We start from the raw sequence: 15,970 nt of genomic DNA, 5'->3' as shown, positions 1-15,970 counted from the left end.
TATCTAACTATTCACAAAGATTCCCACAAAAATAGCCAGATTTTTCGTGTCCAAACATGAAAATACCGGCCTCTACCTCAATAATCTTTTAGGAAGCAGATGAAAGGTCTTGAAAGGGGCGAGTAAAAACTTCAGATTGCAAACTGTTCGTGGGGGATGAGCGGGAGGAGCCCGCCGAAGAAAAATAAAAAAGAAGTTATATTATAGCCAAGGACTTAAATTCCTTCACCAATCTCAATTGAAAGTCTAACCACTGAAAGCACGGAAAACACGGAATAAAAGAAATAAGGGTACAATCCTTCCGTGCTTTCCGTGTCTTCCGTGGTTAATGTTAAAGAATTTGAAGTAAATTCTTTTAAATACCTTTCATTATAATGATTACTTTTGTATCAAAACCTTGCATTATAATGAAAGGTATAAATACTCACAAAGCAAATATTTCTCCATGAAGCAGCTCATGAAGATGTGGAACCCCTGGTGGGTGGAGGGAGAAGTCCCTGCTTCCAGGAAAAGGATTTCCAGGCCTGATACTCTTGAAAATATCCTGAAAATCCTGGACATCAGGGAGATTGTCTGCATCGCGGGGGTCAGGAGGTGCGGGAAATCGACGCTTATGTACCAGGCGGTAGACCACCTGATAGAAAAAGGGGTTGCGCCTGAAAATATACTGTACTTCAACCTTGACGAGCCTTTCGAGGACAAAAGTCTGGGGCTGCTCGACCGAATCTTCAACGAATATATCGAACTGCACGCCCCGAAAGGAAGAAAATACCTCTTCCTGGACGAGATCCAGAACATCGAAAACTGGGAGCAGTGGGTCAAGAAGTTCTATGACCTCTACGGCGAAGAAGTCAAATTCGTGCTCACGGGTTCGAACAGCACGATGCTCTCGGACAGGCTTTCTACCCTCCTCACAGGGAGAATGATCACCCAGCACGTTTTTCCCCTTTCATTTAAGGAGTGTCTCGATTTTGAGGGGTTCGAAATAAAGGACACTGACACCCAGCGAAATGAAATCCTGCACCACTTCAACAACTACCTCTCCAAAGGAGGTTTTCCCGAAGTCGTCCTGGAAGAAGATGAAGAGATCAATCACCTGCGGCTTAACGAATACTTCAACAGCATCCTCCTCCGGGACATTGTAGCCGGGAGGAAGATAAGGGAAAGCGCAAAGCTGATCGAGCTTGCAAACTATTCCCTTTCAAACGTTTCAACCCTGATGAGTTATTCGAAAATCTCAAAGGCGACCGGGCTTTCCATCAACAGCCTGAAAGAATACATGCTCTATCTGGAACAGGCCTACCTGATATACCAGTTGAATTTCTTTTCGTATTCGGTAAAGGATTCAATCTCAGCCCAGATGCCCAGGAAGATCTACTGCATAGACAACGGGCTCCGTAATGCGGCATCTTTCACCTTCTCTGCAGATGAAGGGCGGCTTGCAGAGAACCTTGCCTTCCTGGAATTGAAACGAAGAAACGTCGAGTTCTTTTACTGGAAAGGAAAAAGAGAAGTGGATTTTGTAGTCAAAAACAGGGATGGAACCCTCACAGGAATAAATTGCACATACACCGACCGCATAAGACCCGGAGAAACCGGTGCCCTGCTGGAATTCAAGGAGAAATTCGGAGAAAAAGTATCCGAACTCATCCTTCTCACAAAAAACCTGGAAAAGGAAGAAGGAGGGATCAGGTACGTCCCGGTCTGGAAAATGGTTCTCGGGATAGAATAATCACAAAACCTTTATTTTTGTACTGTCTGACCTCTAAAAAAATCCCGGCCTCCGCCTCAAAAATCATGAAAAACCACCTAAAATCGTCCTCTTGAGCGAACGAAGTGAGGGAAAAGGACACCGTGCTGTTGCACTTACAGTGCAACTCCCAGAAAATCTCCGATTTTCTGTGATCCCGAAGCGGAACTCGGGTGGTACAAACGGCTCGTGGGGGATGAGGGGGAGGTACCCGCCTGCGAAAAATAAAAATGTAGTTATTTTAATCCGCCGAACGAGATCCTCAGATCGAGAAAAAGCCGCCCCTCCACCTTCTACTCCTCTGAAAAAAGCCCGGCATCCGCCTAAAAAATCTGTTAGAAAGAGGGTTGCGTAATAACGAAAACCAAAATCAAAAAGAGGTAAACATATCCGATATACATTGTCTAATAATAAATAATGTTGGGAAGTTATATATACATGGATCTACATTCTAACTTTTAACTCAATCGCTAAAAAAATTGCCAGTGTCTTTTATGGACCGTAATTTTCCGAACACTGGTGAGAGAGTTAAACATAAAGGAGGAACAAAGGAATGCAAGAAGTGGAATTATTGCCTCCAATGAATGCAAAAGTTGGAGACATTATCGAAATTTCAATACCTTCGAACCCAACGACTGGCTATAGCTGCTTACTGTCAGAGATGCCCAGTTGTGTTTATTTTGTGGAGTCAACGTACACACCCAATCAGCCTATCGGGATTGGAAGTCCGGGAACTAGCCTGTTCAAATTTGTTGCAGTCGAAAAAGGTGAAGGCAACATTACTTTCCGTAGTGTGAAGTTCTCTCACCCCCCCGAAATATTGGAACCCACTGTAATGCAAAAAAGGTTTGTTATAATCGAATGATGATATGGCTTTATTCTGCCATTTACTTTTCCTTTTTTGATATTATATACAATTTAATCTGTTTTGCATAGAGATTATTTAAATAAAAAATAAGATTTTAAAGCCGCGGTATGGAGCACTATACCTGCAAGTTCCTATTCTTCCCTATCCTTCCCCGCCCCCACACAAAACTCAAGAAATCAACTTAACAATAACCTGAAAACCGTTTCAAAATAAGCCCAGTACCGGACATATGGGTTCCTGGCATCGTTTAGCACAATCGTAACCGAGCCGTTCTCCCCGCCCACCATTATTTCCATTGAAGAAAGGGTGAGGGCTATTAGGAGACCTCCGCCTCAAAAATCAGAAAATCCACCTGAAGCAGTCCTCTTGAGCGAACGAAGTGAGGGAAAAGGACACCGTGCTCCCGAAGCGGAACTCGGGTGGTACAAACGGTTCGTGGGGGATGAGCAGGAGGAGCCCACCAGCGAAAAATAAAAAAGAAGTTATTTTTCTGATCGAGTGATGTGAAGAAAAAGTGTGGGCAGGTGTGTAATCTGCTTACTCTTAATCTTAATTTTTCAGGAAAAGCCGCAAAGCTTCGCTTTGCGTGAGCTACTGCCGGGAACTGCCAACCAATGAAGGCCGTGGCTCCTGATGAATGTAAATAAAAAAGTAGCAGGGATTCTCAGATTGAAATTTAAAAAAACATGGCGGCCGGAATACCTCATCCAACCGTTCTTGTCCCGCACGAAGTGCGGCTATTCCAGGAAATTCCAGCAAAAAAAGAAGCTGAATGTGAAACCCAGTCACTGGTCACTACTGGTTCAATACTGGTCCATTACTGGTTCAATACTGGCTCAAACCAGAGCATATTGTTTCATTTTTCATTCCCAGGTTCGTAGTATGCGTGCGGATCGTTTTGTCTCTTACCTTTCCAAACGAGGTATTTTTGCTCAACAAGTTTCTTTACTTTCCTTTTCACTGTGGACCGGCTTTTATTCAGGACGCCTTCAAGTTCTTTTATATTGGCTTTTTCATGTTCCCGGATGTAATCCACGATATTCTGCTCATCTTCGTCGAGTTTCTCGAAACCAAAAGGCGGTTCTTTTACGGCTTCAGCCGGTTTTCCGTAGAAGGTTGTCTTGAAAAAACCGCTTTCTTCCCTGAACTCGGGGTCGGGAATTCCCCATTCCCGGCAGTATTTCCTCATCCGGAAGATGCCGGTACCGAAACCTTCGATCAGGCCGAGTTCGCTGAAGGTCCGGGCTATGATCCTGTTCCGGTGTTCCGAGACGCCGGTTCCGAGGTCTTCGAGGGAGATGCTGGCAGGGAGGGAGCCGGGGCTTGTAATCTCAATCCGGTCGTCGAAGATGGCGAGTTTTATGCTTGCGCCTTTCCTTGAATAGTCCCGGTGGCAGACGGCATTTACCAGGGCTTCTTTTACCGCCTGCTCGGGGTATTCGTAGGCTTCTTTCCGGTAGAGGCCCTCCACTTTTGCCCATCTCCGGATGTTCCTTTTGAAAAAAGAGGCTGCTTCTTCGACCTGGCTGTAGAGGGGGCCTGAAATAATCCTCTGGTCGATGAATTCGTCCATTTCGTTGCCTTTGAAGCGGGCACATTTTATCACTGCGGCGGGAAGATAGACATCCGGTTCGTTTGAAAAGAGAAGGATTCCTGCAACAGTCGGGTAGATGCTGCCGTTTAGCTGAAGAGCAAAGCGTTTCTTTTTCAAAAAACTGCTGTTAATCTCGCTTCCGGGAATTCCCCTTACTTTTTCCCTCATCCTGAGGTAAAAGTCAAGATTTTCAGGCTCAAGGTCTTCCATTGCAGCATCCGGAATTGCAGTTTCATCAAAGCTCACGTTCATCCGCTGGCGTCTGAGCTCTTCAATGATTTCCAGATCAGCTTTCCTGTTGGTTGACCCGACCCGGACAAAGCTGCCTTCGAGTTCGCCTTTGTTTTTAAGGTGATAGGGCTTGAGCCTCCCGGGGTAAACTTCGACTTTAAGGAGCAGCTTTCCTTCGATGTTATGGATTGTTGTCGCAAAAGAAGGAATTGGTTCGATACTGTCATAGATAATGCTTGCAACCTGTTCTTCCGTATCAGGGATCTCCAGCTCATCAATACCGATGAGTGCTTTGTCCCTGTCCCTGACCCCAATTACGATTGAGCCTCCGGCTCCATTGGAAAAAGCGCAGACTGTTTTTGCAATCGCAAGCGAAGTCGGCATTTTTTCCTTGAATTCCAGGGTTTTGCCTTCGGGGGATGCGAGAAGTTTCAGGATGGACATGATTTCTCTTCCTTTCTCTCCCGTGAATTTAAGTGCACTTCGGTTAAATATTTGTGCCCGGCATTTTCAGGAACTTTTTAAATCCAGCAGGCTGCTAAGCACAAACCACTCTTTCTTCTTTCAGATCGAAAAAGGCTACTTTCTTTCCACATCTGCCTTATAGTTCTCTAAGAAACCACAATCAATCGAAATATTCAAGCCTCTAAATCTTGTTTTTGGAAAAAATTGAACGTCGGCCTTCAGGAAATTCATTTATATAGCTTTCGTTGGCATTTAACAAATGTTTATAAGCAGATATTAAATTGCAATGTAAAGTTTAAAAATGAGATGCAATTTTATGATACTCCCCCCTGAACTGTAAATTATAAAAAACGCAATGCCAGCAATCGAAGGTTGGACAATTATTCTCAATTCAAACAGATCTGAGATCTTCTGGCGAAGTGCACTCCGGCGGTCCAATACAACCTAAAAATAAAAAATAAGAGTTGAAATTTCAAGAAATCAACTTAACGATCTCCCGCTCAAACCAGTTCTCTGCCAGCCTCTCCTCCTCTTCCCCGTGCACGCTCGCATACACCTCATACTCTCCGCTCTCCTCATCAAAAACGAACCTGTAAACCGTTTCGAAATAAGCCCACAAATTGACATACGGGTTCCTGGCATCGTTCAGCACAACCGTAACAGAGCCGTTATTCTCGGAGACGTTGTAGACAGGATAATCAATATCCAGGGGGACCCCACTATAGTAGAGTTTCCCCGTTTTTGCAGCGTAGAGGGAAGCGTCCGGGACATCTCCCGAAACGGAGATTTTTTCGACAAAAGTGCTCCTTTCAATCCCTCCCCAGTAGGTTGTTTCCAGGATCCTGTAGTGGGTGTCGTTAAACGAATAGGCTGAGAGGAACCTGCCTGCGGATGCGGGGTAGCTGTTCTGGTAGCTGATTTCAGCCCCTTCGGCTTCGGAAATGTGCTGCACCACCAGGACTTTTGCAACCGGGGCTACGGCTAACCAGAGGGTGAGCACGAAGATCAGGGCGGCGTAGAGCTTATCGTCGTTTCTTCTCACGTAGGCGCAGAACCCGTTGAATTTCCCATCCCATCTTCCCCTGGTTTTCATCTCATCCACAAGCACTATGAAAAGGGGCAGAAGGGGGAGGAGGTTAAGCAGCGGGTCGAAGAAATAAATGGCTCCCAGAATTGAGGAGTCGGTGCTGAAAGGGTAGAGGGGGCGCATTTTCCAGCTTGTGACGTAGTCCATGTAAAAGTGGACAATAAGGGCTGCAAACCCGCCTGCGGTCAGGAGCCGGTCTTTTGTCCTGAACCAGAGGATAAGCGTGACAAGGGAAATAAAGAGCAGGGAGTGCATGAACTCCCGGTGGCCCAGTATATAGAAGAGCTGGTTTCGGGCTGTATGGCTAAGGGCCCCGCTGACCGCGAAAAAGATCATGTGCGGGATGAAGTCAAGGTCGGGGAGGATGGACAGGAAGGCTATTGTCCACCGTTTTTTTCCTTTGAAGCCAAGAGCGAGGGCGATCAGGAGGCCTACGCCGAGGTGAGAGATCGTGTTTACCATGCTTGTCCCAGTCCCAATTACAGTTGTTTTATATTCATAAAGAAGGGGGCAGAAACTATATTATATTTATTGAGAATACCCCTCTATCCAGTCCGCTTGAGCAAAGGTTCGGGTTCTGAAATAAGGAGCAAAAAGGAACCGGGGCTTATGGAGAAATTGCTCCGGACAGAGAAGGCGGGAATGCCAGGTCTAACCATTTTGGAGAAAAAAATTAAGGTTGTTCGGAGGGAGTATATTCAGATGGCCCGAACCAGCCAAAAGCAGCCGAAAACAGCCAAAAACAGCCAAAAGAATAAAGAGGAAGATTTGAAAAATCGGTGGTTTTATGGAATAGCCCGGATCTTTTTCTGCCCACTATATTCAGGATCACTCAAACCGGTTCTCGCCAAGCTTCGTTTCCTTTCTTCCGTATTTGCTTAAATACGCCTCATACTCTCCGCTTTCCCTGTCAAAAACGAACCTGTAAACCACATCAAAATAAGGCCAGTTTTCAACATACGGGCTCCTGGCATCACTAAGTAAAACCGTAACCTTACCTTTTTCTTCCGAAACAGTGTAGACCGGATAATCGATCTCCTGAGAGGGGTTTGTATTGTAGAGTTTCGCTGCTCGTTCAACGTAGGCTGCGGCGTCAGGGATGTCGCCGTTCACGGAGACTTTTTCGACATAGAAGCTTTTTTCGGTTCCTGAGAGGTAGCTGACTTCCATAAGCTTGTAGTGGGTATCGTTATAGGAATATGCTGCCAGGAATCTGGTTGGGGATATGGGGTAAGTTTCCTTGTAGCTAATCTCGGCTCCTTCGGCTTTTGAGATATTGTCGATGAGGAAGACTTTTGCAGCCGGGAACAACATAACCCAGACAAGAAGGACTACGAGAAGGGATGCATAGAACTTTTTCCCCTTCGGGTTTGCAAAAGAGGAAAAGTCATCGACTTTCCCATTCCATTTGCCCCTGTTTTTCAGATATTCCGCCGCTAAGAGGAGGAGAGGCAGCAGAGGGAGGATGTTTACCAGGGGGTCGTAGGAATAAGTGCTTCTAAGGACCGAAGCATCGGTAATAAGCGGGTAGAATATGCGCATTTTCGCGCTTGTGGTGTAATCCAGAAAGATATGAGAGGAAATGGCTGCGAAAGCTGCTGCAGTAAAGCGTTTGTTCTTTGTTTTGAGCCAGACGAGAAGCATCACCATAAGGGCGAAAAAGATTGAGTGCGAAAACTCCCTGTGGCCCAGCAGGTAAAAAAGCTGATTTCGGGCCTCATGGCTTAAGCTGCCGCTGAGAAGTGTAAAAGCCGAATAGCTAAGATAGTCGAGGTCAGGGAGGATTGAGAGAAACGCTACTGTCCAGCGGCGCTTTCCTTTAAGGCCGAGGGTGAGGGAGATTAAGAAGCCAATCCCCAGGTGGGAGATGGTGTTTACCATGTATTTTCATTCCGGGGTTCAAAGTTTATTGTGCAGGCACAAAAAAGCATGAACAGTTTAAATAATAGAGCGAGAATAAAAATATCAATACCCATATATTAAGCTTATGGGGTCAGTCTGAAAACTTTAAACTCTATTGGAATGACCCGTGTATTAGAATGAAATCCATTAAAATGAGCCGTCCACGAATGAACCTTTGTCCCCGGAAATTCTCAATCTTCAAAAAAATCAAATTCTCAATCTTCAAAAAGGATCCTGAAAAAGAAGAATCGGGAAACTCCCGATTCAAAGCGTCCTTTCAAAAAATTCAATCATTTCCCGGTATGCGTCCTGCGCGACGGAGCTTTCTGACATACTCCCGCTGTCACCGATCATGAAGCCGTGGGGCTCTCCCTGATACACTTTCAGTTCAAAATATTTGTCAGCGGTGTCAAGTTCCCCGGCGTACTTGTAGATGTTGGAGATGTCACTTGCAAGGTCCCGGCTGCCGTGGATGACCAGAATCGGGGCTTCAAGGCTTTTGATCAGGTCAGCGGGCTTTTCAGGGCGACTCATCGAGCCGCTGGTGTAAGGGAAACCATACCAGGCAACTCCTGAACTGAGTTCCTTGATTTTGGGAAGATAGAGCATGGTATACCTGCCCCCGGCACAGAAACCTGTCAGGCCCAGCCTCCCGGGGTCCGCATCATCCCTGCTCTGCAGATATTCAGTGCTGTTCCTTACCACGGATTCCACCTCGGCATCGGTCGGGGAGATCGAGTAGGTCTGCCACTGCGGGGCGACTACCACAAAGCCATCCGCAGCCATCCTGTCTACCATTTCCCGGTAACCGGGCACGAAACCGTTGAAAGAATGAAGCAGGACCACAGCCGGGTATTTGCCTTCCTCAGCCGGGGCGGCAGTATAAGCGGGATAGTTCCTGCCTTCACTTATGATATCCACAGTAACGATCCGGATTTGGGTTTCCCCTTCAGCGGTTTCAACCGTAACGGTCCTCGGTTCCTGCACCGATTCATAGCTCTGGGTTTCATCAAGGCTGCTCCCGGAAATGTTACCTAAGGTTTCCAAAGGATCGATTCCCGAAGGATCTGAGTCAGAAGAATCCGTACACCCGGAGAAAAGTAACAGAACCGTAATCATCAGAAAACATGCAAATATTTTTGCACTCTTTATATAAACCCCCCTTCTGTATCCTGTATTATAGTCTGTAATTATATGCTCAAATGATTTCGCATATTCAATAATAGCATACAGTTTAACGATAAGAGAAAAGACAGCTGAAGAAATTAAACATTAAGGACATTGTGCTTAATTTCTATAAAAATTAAGGACATCGTGCTTAATCTCGAAGTAAATCCCTCCAGTCTTATCCCGGAAATTACTCCGGATACTGTATCCTATTTTCGAAACAAAAAGCCCGGAATTCATTCCGGAGGAATATAGTTTCACCTTATTCCCCTTCAGCCTTCGCTTCCTCCCCCAGGAAAACCCTCATTCCCACGGGTGAAGCTTGCCTATAGATTTCCTCCAGCTCATCAAGCAAATCCTCTTCCCCCCTCCAGAAAGGGAATTTACCGAGACTTTTTGGCAGGGCAGCCGGGACCGAGGGAATATGGGCTTTACTCCGGGTTTCCATTTCTTTATCAGTTCTTTCAAAAACTTTGCCCCAGAAGGTTTCCAGATCAAGGGGCAGGGGTTCCGAGGAGAGAGTATAAGCCTCTTCCTCTTTTTCAAGGACGAGAAGTGGGGCAACTCTGGCTTTGGGAGAGAGGAAACCTGACTCAGCCCCTGCTCTCGCTTCTGCACCCAACTTCGCCCCTTCCCCCGGCTCTTCCTCAAAGTCTTCCTCCGGCTCTGCATGACCAAGGACGGACATGAAGTCGTCCATATCCACGCCCCGCAATTTGAAGAGCAGGAAAGGATAGCGATCGAATTCTTCTGCCATCAGGTAGTAGACTGCGGCGATGTGTTTGCAGGGGACCGACCAGTCCGGACAGGAACAGTCAGTATCGAGGTCATCGATTTTTTCCGGGAAAAGAGAGAGGCCGGCTTCCATAAAAACGGATTCGAGTTCTTCAGGCATCTCGCCTGCCAGGAGTTTTGCCGCAAAGATTGGTTTTTGGGCAAGCTTTTTGGCCAGCAGGTCCCACTCCGAACCTGTCAGGGTCCGGATCTTTATTGTCACGGAATAAGGGGTTGAGCTTGAGCCCTGGACCTTAGCTCTAACGAGTCCGGTATCTATTTTGATGGACAGTACCTGCCCTTTCCTTGCATAACTCTTCCCACGGGTAAGCCGGGCTCCTATATTGAAACTCTCAAGAACTTCGATCCAGCGCCTGGCCCACCAGTTCTCTCCAAACTTACCGCGTTTTGATTTTGCCTTAATGCCGCCTTTGACCTCTTTTGGCCTGGAGGGAGCATAATAATCCCAGTAAGGTGTCATTTTTTTCTCCGATCCTGCTTTAACTTAATGATCTTCTCACCGACATGTATTCCCGCTGACATGTATTCCCGCTGACATGTATTCCCGCTGACATGTGTTTTTGCAGACTTGTATTTTCGGCTGCTTCGTGCATCATTCACTGAATCCTTCCCCTCTTCTCTTCTGTTCCGTATTATTCTTCCACAGCCTCTTCCCGAAGAGCAAACAGGTCTTTCAGTTCTTCGTTGGATAGTTCCGTAAGCCATTCCTCACCCGTGCCCACGACGTTTTCGGCAACTTCCATCTTGCGTTCGATGATCTCATCGATCCTTTCTTCCAGGGTCCCTGCACAGATGAACTTATGTACCTCTACGTTTTTCTCCTGCCCAATTCTGAAAGCCCTGTCAGTTGCCTGGTTCTCCACAGCCGGGTTCCACCAGCGGTCGAAATGGAAGACGTGGTTTGCCGCAGTCAGGTTGAGGCCCGTGCCCCCGGCTTTCAGGGAAAGGACAAAAATCGGGAGGAATTCCTCTCCGGCCTGGAAACGCTCGATCATCCGGTCCCGCTGTTTTCGGGAAGTTCCGCCGTACAGGAAGAGGACCTCACAGCCAAAAGTGTCCTGAAGCTGTTCTTTCAGGATCCGGCCCATCTCGGCAAACTGTGTGAAAATAAGGGTTTTTTCCCCGTTTTCTATAATCACATCCAGCATTTCCGTAAGCCTGGCAAGCTTTCCGGACCTGTCCGGAATACTTGAGTTATCTTTCAGGAACTGGGCCGGGTGATTACAGACCTGCTTGAGCCGGGAGAGGGCTGAGAGGATCATACCTCTCCTCTGGATGCCTTCGGCTTCCTCCATGCTTTCTTCGATGTCGTTTACCACGGCGGCATAGAGGGAAGCCTGCTCTTTTGTAAGTGTGCAATAGGTCTTCATCTCCATCTTTTCCGGCAGGTCGGAGATGATCGATTTGTCGGTCTTCAGGCGCCTGAGGATGAAGGGACCGGTGAGTTCCTTCAACCTCCTTGCCGCTTCCTGATCGCGCTCGGCCTGGATCGGAATCAGGAAATTTCGCTTGAACTCGGCCTGCTTCCCGATGAAACCGGGGTTCAAAAATTCCATGATGGACCAGAGGTCTCCCACGTTGTTTTCCACAGGGGTTCCGGAAAGGGCAATCCTGTACCCAGCATTCAATGTTCTGGCCGCACGTGCCTGCTTTGTTTCAGGGTTCTTGATATTCTGGGCCTCGTCCAGAACCACCCCCGCCCAGTGTACACCCTTAAGAAAGTCGATGTCCCGATGGAGGAGCCCGTAGCTTGAGATCACCATGGAATGCTTTTTGGATTCTTCCCGGAACTCTTTTTCCTTTTTCCGGGTGACTCCGTGGTGGACCATAACCGACATTTCCGGGGTAAAGCGGGCAGCTTCTTTTTTCCAGTTGTTGATAACAGATGTAGGGCAGACCAGAAGGACCGGTTTTCTGGCTTTCTTATTCGGTCCATTTTCCAGGTCCTGCTGGACCAGAGCCAGGGTCTGCACGGTCTTCCCAAGCCCCATATCGTCCGCAAGACAGGCCCCAAGCCCCCAGCGCCGCAGGAAAGCCAGCCAGGAGTAGCCCCGCAGCTGATAAGGGCGAAGCGTGCCGGAAAAGGTTTCCGGAGGCTCAAGTTCTTCAAACCCGGCCCTTTCTTTCAGCTGCCTGAGGAGTTCTTCGATCCAGCCGGAAGTTTCCACACCTTCAAAGTCAAGACCGCCTGTTTTCCCCGTATCTGAGGGGGACCCGAGAGCCATTTTCACAATATCAAAGGCACTGACTTCGCCCGCAGGGTTCTTCTTCCAGAACTCAATGGCAGCCCGGATTTCCGCATCATTTACCTCAACCCACTCTCCCCGGACCTTTACAAGCGGGGTTTTGAGTTCTGCGAGGGCTTCAAGCTCCTCAACTGTCAGTTTTTTGTCCCCGATCGCAATTTCCCAATCGAAGTTTATTACCTTTTCAAGAGTCAGCCCGCTTCCGATCTGTGTCGGCTTGCTCTTGACCTTTGCCCGGGTCTGCAGGTGGGCTTTCGTACCCCTGCGGGTCCACCAGGCCGGGAGCAGGACCCCGAAACCTGCCTGGTTTAAGGCAGTTGCTTTTGCGGTAAGAAAATCATACGCCTCACCTGTGTCCAGCTCGCAACCTTCCGGGTTCGGTTTTTCAAGGCTAAGCGCAATCCCGGGACTGATACCTGCAGCCTGCCCCAGGGAAGTCAGGAGAAACTGACGAATGTTCTTCACATCGTATTTCTTCAGAGGACTGCTTTTCTTCAGTTTCCAGGCGTCTTTTGCAGGGATAAGGAGGCTCGGGTCGTCATAAGGCTGGAGGAGATAGCGGACATTCCACAGGCTTTTTGGAACTTCAATGTTCCCGCCTTCCGGGATTTCATTTTCCCCGAGAATTTCGCCCAGCTCAATATTATCAATTCCTTCTTCAATTCCTTCTTCAAGACCTTCTTCAAGACCTTCTTCAATTCCTTCTTCAAGACCTTCTTCAATTCCTTCTTCAATTCCTTCTTCAATTCCTTCTTCAAGACCTTCTTCAATTCCTTCTTCAATTCCTTCTTCAAGACCTTCTTCAATTCCTTCTTCAAGACCTTCTTCAATTCCTTCTTCAAGGCCAAGCTCCTCAGGCTCTTCCAGCCGGAAACAGAGCCTGAGAGGAGAAGTGGCCAGAACAGTGATGGGACGCTGCCATTCCCTGATCCAGGAAGAAAGCTGAAGGATCTCGTGTTCCTCGCCATAAATAAGGCTGTCAGAACTTCTGAGGGCCGAAACCCAGGCCTCATGAATGCTGTCAAAAGAAGGTTTTTTCTTCCGGCCTCTTTTCTTGACCTCTGGTTTTCCCACCCCCGGTCCCCGGGGAATAGAGGAACGTACCATATAATCCAGAGTCTTTGAGAGAAATTCCTTAAGGACGGAAACTGCCGGAGTTTCGGGAGGCAGACTCACATCTTCAATCTGGAGAGCCCGGGCTGCAGGAGGCATTGTTTTTGAGTGTTTAGCCAGTTCCCCGGCGTACTTTCCGGAAAAGACGGGAGCCCAGCAAGCCCTGTATTCCCCGCGTTCGAGCCGGACGTCTGGCAGGTAATCCTGTCCTGCGGCCATGGCCCCGGCAAACTTCAAGGCATCAGCCCACCAGAGGAAGTCGTTTCCCGGAATTAGCCCCTGAGCCAGAACCTTCTTTCCCATAACCCTGCAGAGCAGGTCTACAGTTTCGCTCATGTCCAGGGGACAGGCAATCACGTTCCAGGGCATGAGGCTTGGCTGTGCCTTTGAAGCCGGCTTTTCAGCTATTATCGGACTTGATGGAAGTGGATTCCTTCCCAGCCCGGGAAGCCAGGCCCTGACCTTTTCCAGGCGTTTCACCTCAACCGGAAAGCCCAGGGATTCCAGGGCTCTTAAGAGCTCTTCAGGACCTGTGTCGTAAGGAAAAGGTTTCGCTTTTGGGATGACAGGGACCGCACCCCTGACAGAAGGGAGTTTGCTTTCATCCACCAGGGGGCTTTCTCCCCAGACAAACAACTGTCCTTCAAGCCATGCTGCATGCAGAATAATCATGGTTGTTTACACATTGTCGGGAAAATATTTAAAAATCATGCTTATTCGTATTGTTTTTAGCTACACAGGCGAGAAGCCCCCCATAGACAAATCAGGCCCCACTCGAAAGTTCCGGCTTTGGGGAAATGTAAGGTGGCAGTTCAGATTTCGATTATCCGTTTTATGACATTCCTCTCGGACCTGTAGACCTCATACTTGGCTACCACCCCTATATCCAGCCTGTTGAAGTCCTCTCTGCTTACCTTGCACTCCCGGATTTCGTCTTCCACGCAGAGGCGCATCAGGACAACGTACTCGATTTCAGGATACCTGGTTTTAAGTTCGGTTTCCATGGACTCGTTGATCCGGAGGTTTTCGGAATCCCCGGGAAGCAACTGTCCGCAGGCTAGATCCTGAACCGAGACCCCTTCAAAGCCACTCCGGAAGATGATTACCTTTTCTCCCTCTTCAACTCCGACGACTTCTTTTTGAAGGACAAAACCGACATCCACTACAGGGGACAAAAAACCCTTAACCGAGATGAAAAGAATGGCTGCAATGAAAATGATAACTGCTCTTTTCCTGCGGGTGTCGTCTATCTGGTTAAGTTTCAAGCAATCGACCTCGGTTCTTGTTGAAAAGCAATGAAATATTACCAGGTAACGAGTTTCCAGGCCTGAGAATATTAAGCCTGAAAATATGAAATATACTAGTATAGAGCTTATTCTACTGAGCAAAGTATATTGCACACAGGAAGAATATAAAGCTGATCTCGCAGGCAAAAACCGTTTAGATCCCTGACATAGTAAAAAATGAATCTAACAAAATGAACATTCGAACACCAGTATTCACAAACTACAATTTCACGAACTATGATCAGAAACTTTTTTATCAGTTGCAGACTTTGGAACAAAAGTCGTTTTTAATTAATGATCAGGAATTCCTTAACAGGATCAGGAGTTTCTTAATTGTTCCAGACCGAACCGATACTGTACCTGCAATCGCTGGCAAGCGACTGGCTAACCTTCCTCATGGTCCTTATTACTTCCATGGGTTCGTCCTCATTTTATGCAGCAATAATAATCGCCATAACATTCGGAATCGATTTTCGCAGGGGTATTCTCCTCTTCCAGCTGCTGCTCTGGACAGGTGCAATCACGGAGGTGCTAAAGGTAGTTTTTGCCATGCCAAGGCCCTATTATGTGGATTCGAGGGTCTTGAACCTTGAAAGCGGAGAGCCGAACCTCTCTCCCTTTACCGAGAAAGGGGCAAACAGTTTTTTCGGGCTCCCGGATAAAGAGGTGCTCGAAACTTTCAGGGCCGAGGTTACGACTGGCGGTTCACATCCCTTCTACTCCTTTTACGGTTTTCCTTCGGGACACGTTTCCACAACCACGGCATTATGGGGAGGAACTGCCCTGGTTTTCGGCAGGAAGGTAATCTGGAAAATAATCCCGGCAGTTATTTTGCTGATGGCTTTCACAAGAATGTACCTGGGCAGGCATTTCCTCGGAGACGTGATCGGAGGCGCCTTCCTGGGGCTGCTCCTGCTACTCGCATTCTCCAGTTTTCTCCAGAGCCCTGTATGTAAAGCTTTTTTCAGGAAGGAAAGTTTCTTTCCCGCAACCAGGTCCCCGAACATGCTGTCCTCGAACATGCTGTCCTCGAACATGCTGTCCTCGAACATGCTGTCCTCGAACATGCTGTCCCTGGACATTCTGTTCCCGAGCATCCTTTTTTACACCTTCATGTTCATCATCCCCCTACTCCTCACAGCCTCGGCCCTGATAGGCCCGGACCTGGCTGGCTTTCTCACAGGGACAAATGCAGCATACCTCCTGGTCATAAGAAAAGGGCTCCCGGGCGATGCGGGCAGCAGAGGAAAGCGGGTCTCACGCGTACTGGTTGCACTCCTAAACTTTGCCGCAGCCGCCTTAATAACAGCTGTTGCGATCGATATTACAGGAGCTGCCAGCTTTCTGGGCCCCGATATGATTGAATTTACAGAAGCTTTTGTCCCGGCGTTCACTGTGTGGGTTTCCGTGGAGATCTGTTTCAGGCTCGGACTGTACGGGAAAGAAAATTTATCTTAAAAAAGCAG

General features: G+C 47.8%; 10 protein-coding genes. 3 read left to right on the top strand and 7 right to left on the bottom strand.

Annotation, left to right across the window (positions count from 1 at the left end):
- The first annotated feature begins 445 nt into the window (after nucleotides 1-445).
- Nucleotides 446-1,732 carry an ATP-binding protein gene (locus MSMTP_RS05450; RefSeq protein WP_048178159.1) on the top strand — a complete coding sequence of 429 codons (1,287 nt, stop codon included), beginning with the start codon at nucleotides 446-448 and terminating at the stop codon, nucleotides 1,730-1,732.
- A 571-nt stretch (nucleotides 1,733-2,303) separates the two neighbouring features.
- Complete coding sequence (locus tag MSMTP_RS17875; RefSeq protein ID WP_052718290.1) at nucleotides 2,304-2,615, top strand: protease inhibitor I42 family protein; 312 nt, start codon at nucleotides 2,304-2,306, stop codon at nucleotides 2,613-2,615.
- 859 nt (nucleotides 2,616-3,474) lie between these two features.
- On the opposite strand, the gene MSMTP_RS05440 is transcribed toward MSMTP_RS17875, so the two are convergent.
- From MSMTP_RS05440 to MSMTP_RS05410, 7 genes are all read right to left on the bottom strand, one after another.
- Entirely contained in the window at nucleotides 3,475-4,887 is a 1,413-nt protein-coding gene (locus MSMTP_RS05440) for a helix-turn-helix domain-containing protein (protein ID WP_052718289.1), read from the bottom strand.
- A gap of 493 nt (nucleotides 4,888-5,380) precedes the next feature.
- On the bottom strand, nucleotides 5,381-6,457 hold the full coding sequence (locus tag MSMTP_RS05435; RefSeq protein WP_048178158.1) for a metal-dependent hydrolase: 1,077 nt from the start codon (nucleotides 6,455-6,457) through the stop codon (nucleotides 5,381-5,383).
- Between the two features lie 366 nt (nucleotides 6,458-6,823).
- On the bottom strand, nucleotides 6,824-7,876 hold the full coding sequence (locus tag MSMTP_RS05430) for a metal-dependent hydrolase (protein ID WP_048178157.1): 1,053 nt from the start codon (nucleotides 7,874-7,876) through the stop codon (nucleotides 6,824-6,826).
- Nucleotides 7,877-8,161: 285 nt separating this feature from the next.
- Nucleotides 8,162-8,944 (bottom strand): dienelactone hydrolase family protein, encoded by a 783-nt coding sequence (locus MSMTP_RS05425; RefSeq protein WP_231582928.1) that lies wholly within the window; start codon nucleotides 8,942-8,944, stop codon nucleotides 8,162-8,164.
- A 382-nt stretch (nucleotides 8,945-9,326) separates the two neighbouring features.
- On the bottom strand, nucleotides 9,327-10,319 hold the full coding sequence (locus MSMTP_RS05420; RefSeq protein ID WP_048178155.1) for an SWIM zinc finger family protein: 993 nt from the start codon (nucleotides 10,317-10,319) through the stop codon (nucleotides 9,327-9,329).
- Nucleotides 10,320-10,491: 172 nt separating this feature from the next.
- Nucleotides 10,492-13,890, bottom strand: a complete 3,399-nt coding sequence (locus MSMTP_RS05415; RefSeq protein WP_048178154.1) for a DEAD/DEAH box helicase — start codon at nucleotides 13,888-13,890, stop codon at nucleotides 10,492-10,494.
- Nucleotides 13,891-14,030: 140 nt separating this feature from the next.
- Nucleotides 14,031-14,483 (bottom strand): hypothetical protein, encoded by a 453-nt coding sequence (locus tag MSMTP_RS05410; RefSeq protein ID WP_048178153.1) that lies wholly within the window; start codon nucleotides 14,481-14,483, stop codon nucleotides 14,031-14,033.
- 354 nt (nucleotides 14,484-14,837) lie between these two features.
- Between MSMTP_RS05410 and MSMTP_RS05405 the strand changes: the two genes are divergently transcribed.
- Complete coding sequence (locus MSMTP_RS05405) at nucleotides 14,838-15,962, top strand: phosphatase PAP2 family protein (RefSeq protein WP_048178152.1); 1,125 nt, start codon at nucleotides 14,838-14,840, stop codon at nucleotides 15,960-15,962.
- The last annotated feature ends 8 nt before the right edge of the window (nucleotides 15,963-15,970 follow it).

This window comes from Methanosarcina sp. MTP4 (assembly GCF_000970045.1).
Classification (GTDB): Archaea; Halobacteriota; Methanosarcinia; order Methanosarcinales; family Methanosarcinaceae; genus MTP4.
The sequence above is the reverse complement of the archived record's forward strand: the minus strand, read 5'-3'. Positions and strand labels throughout refer to the sequence as shown.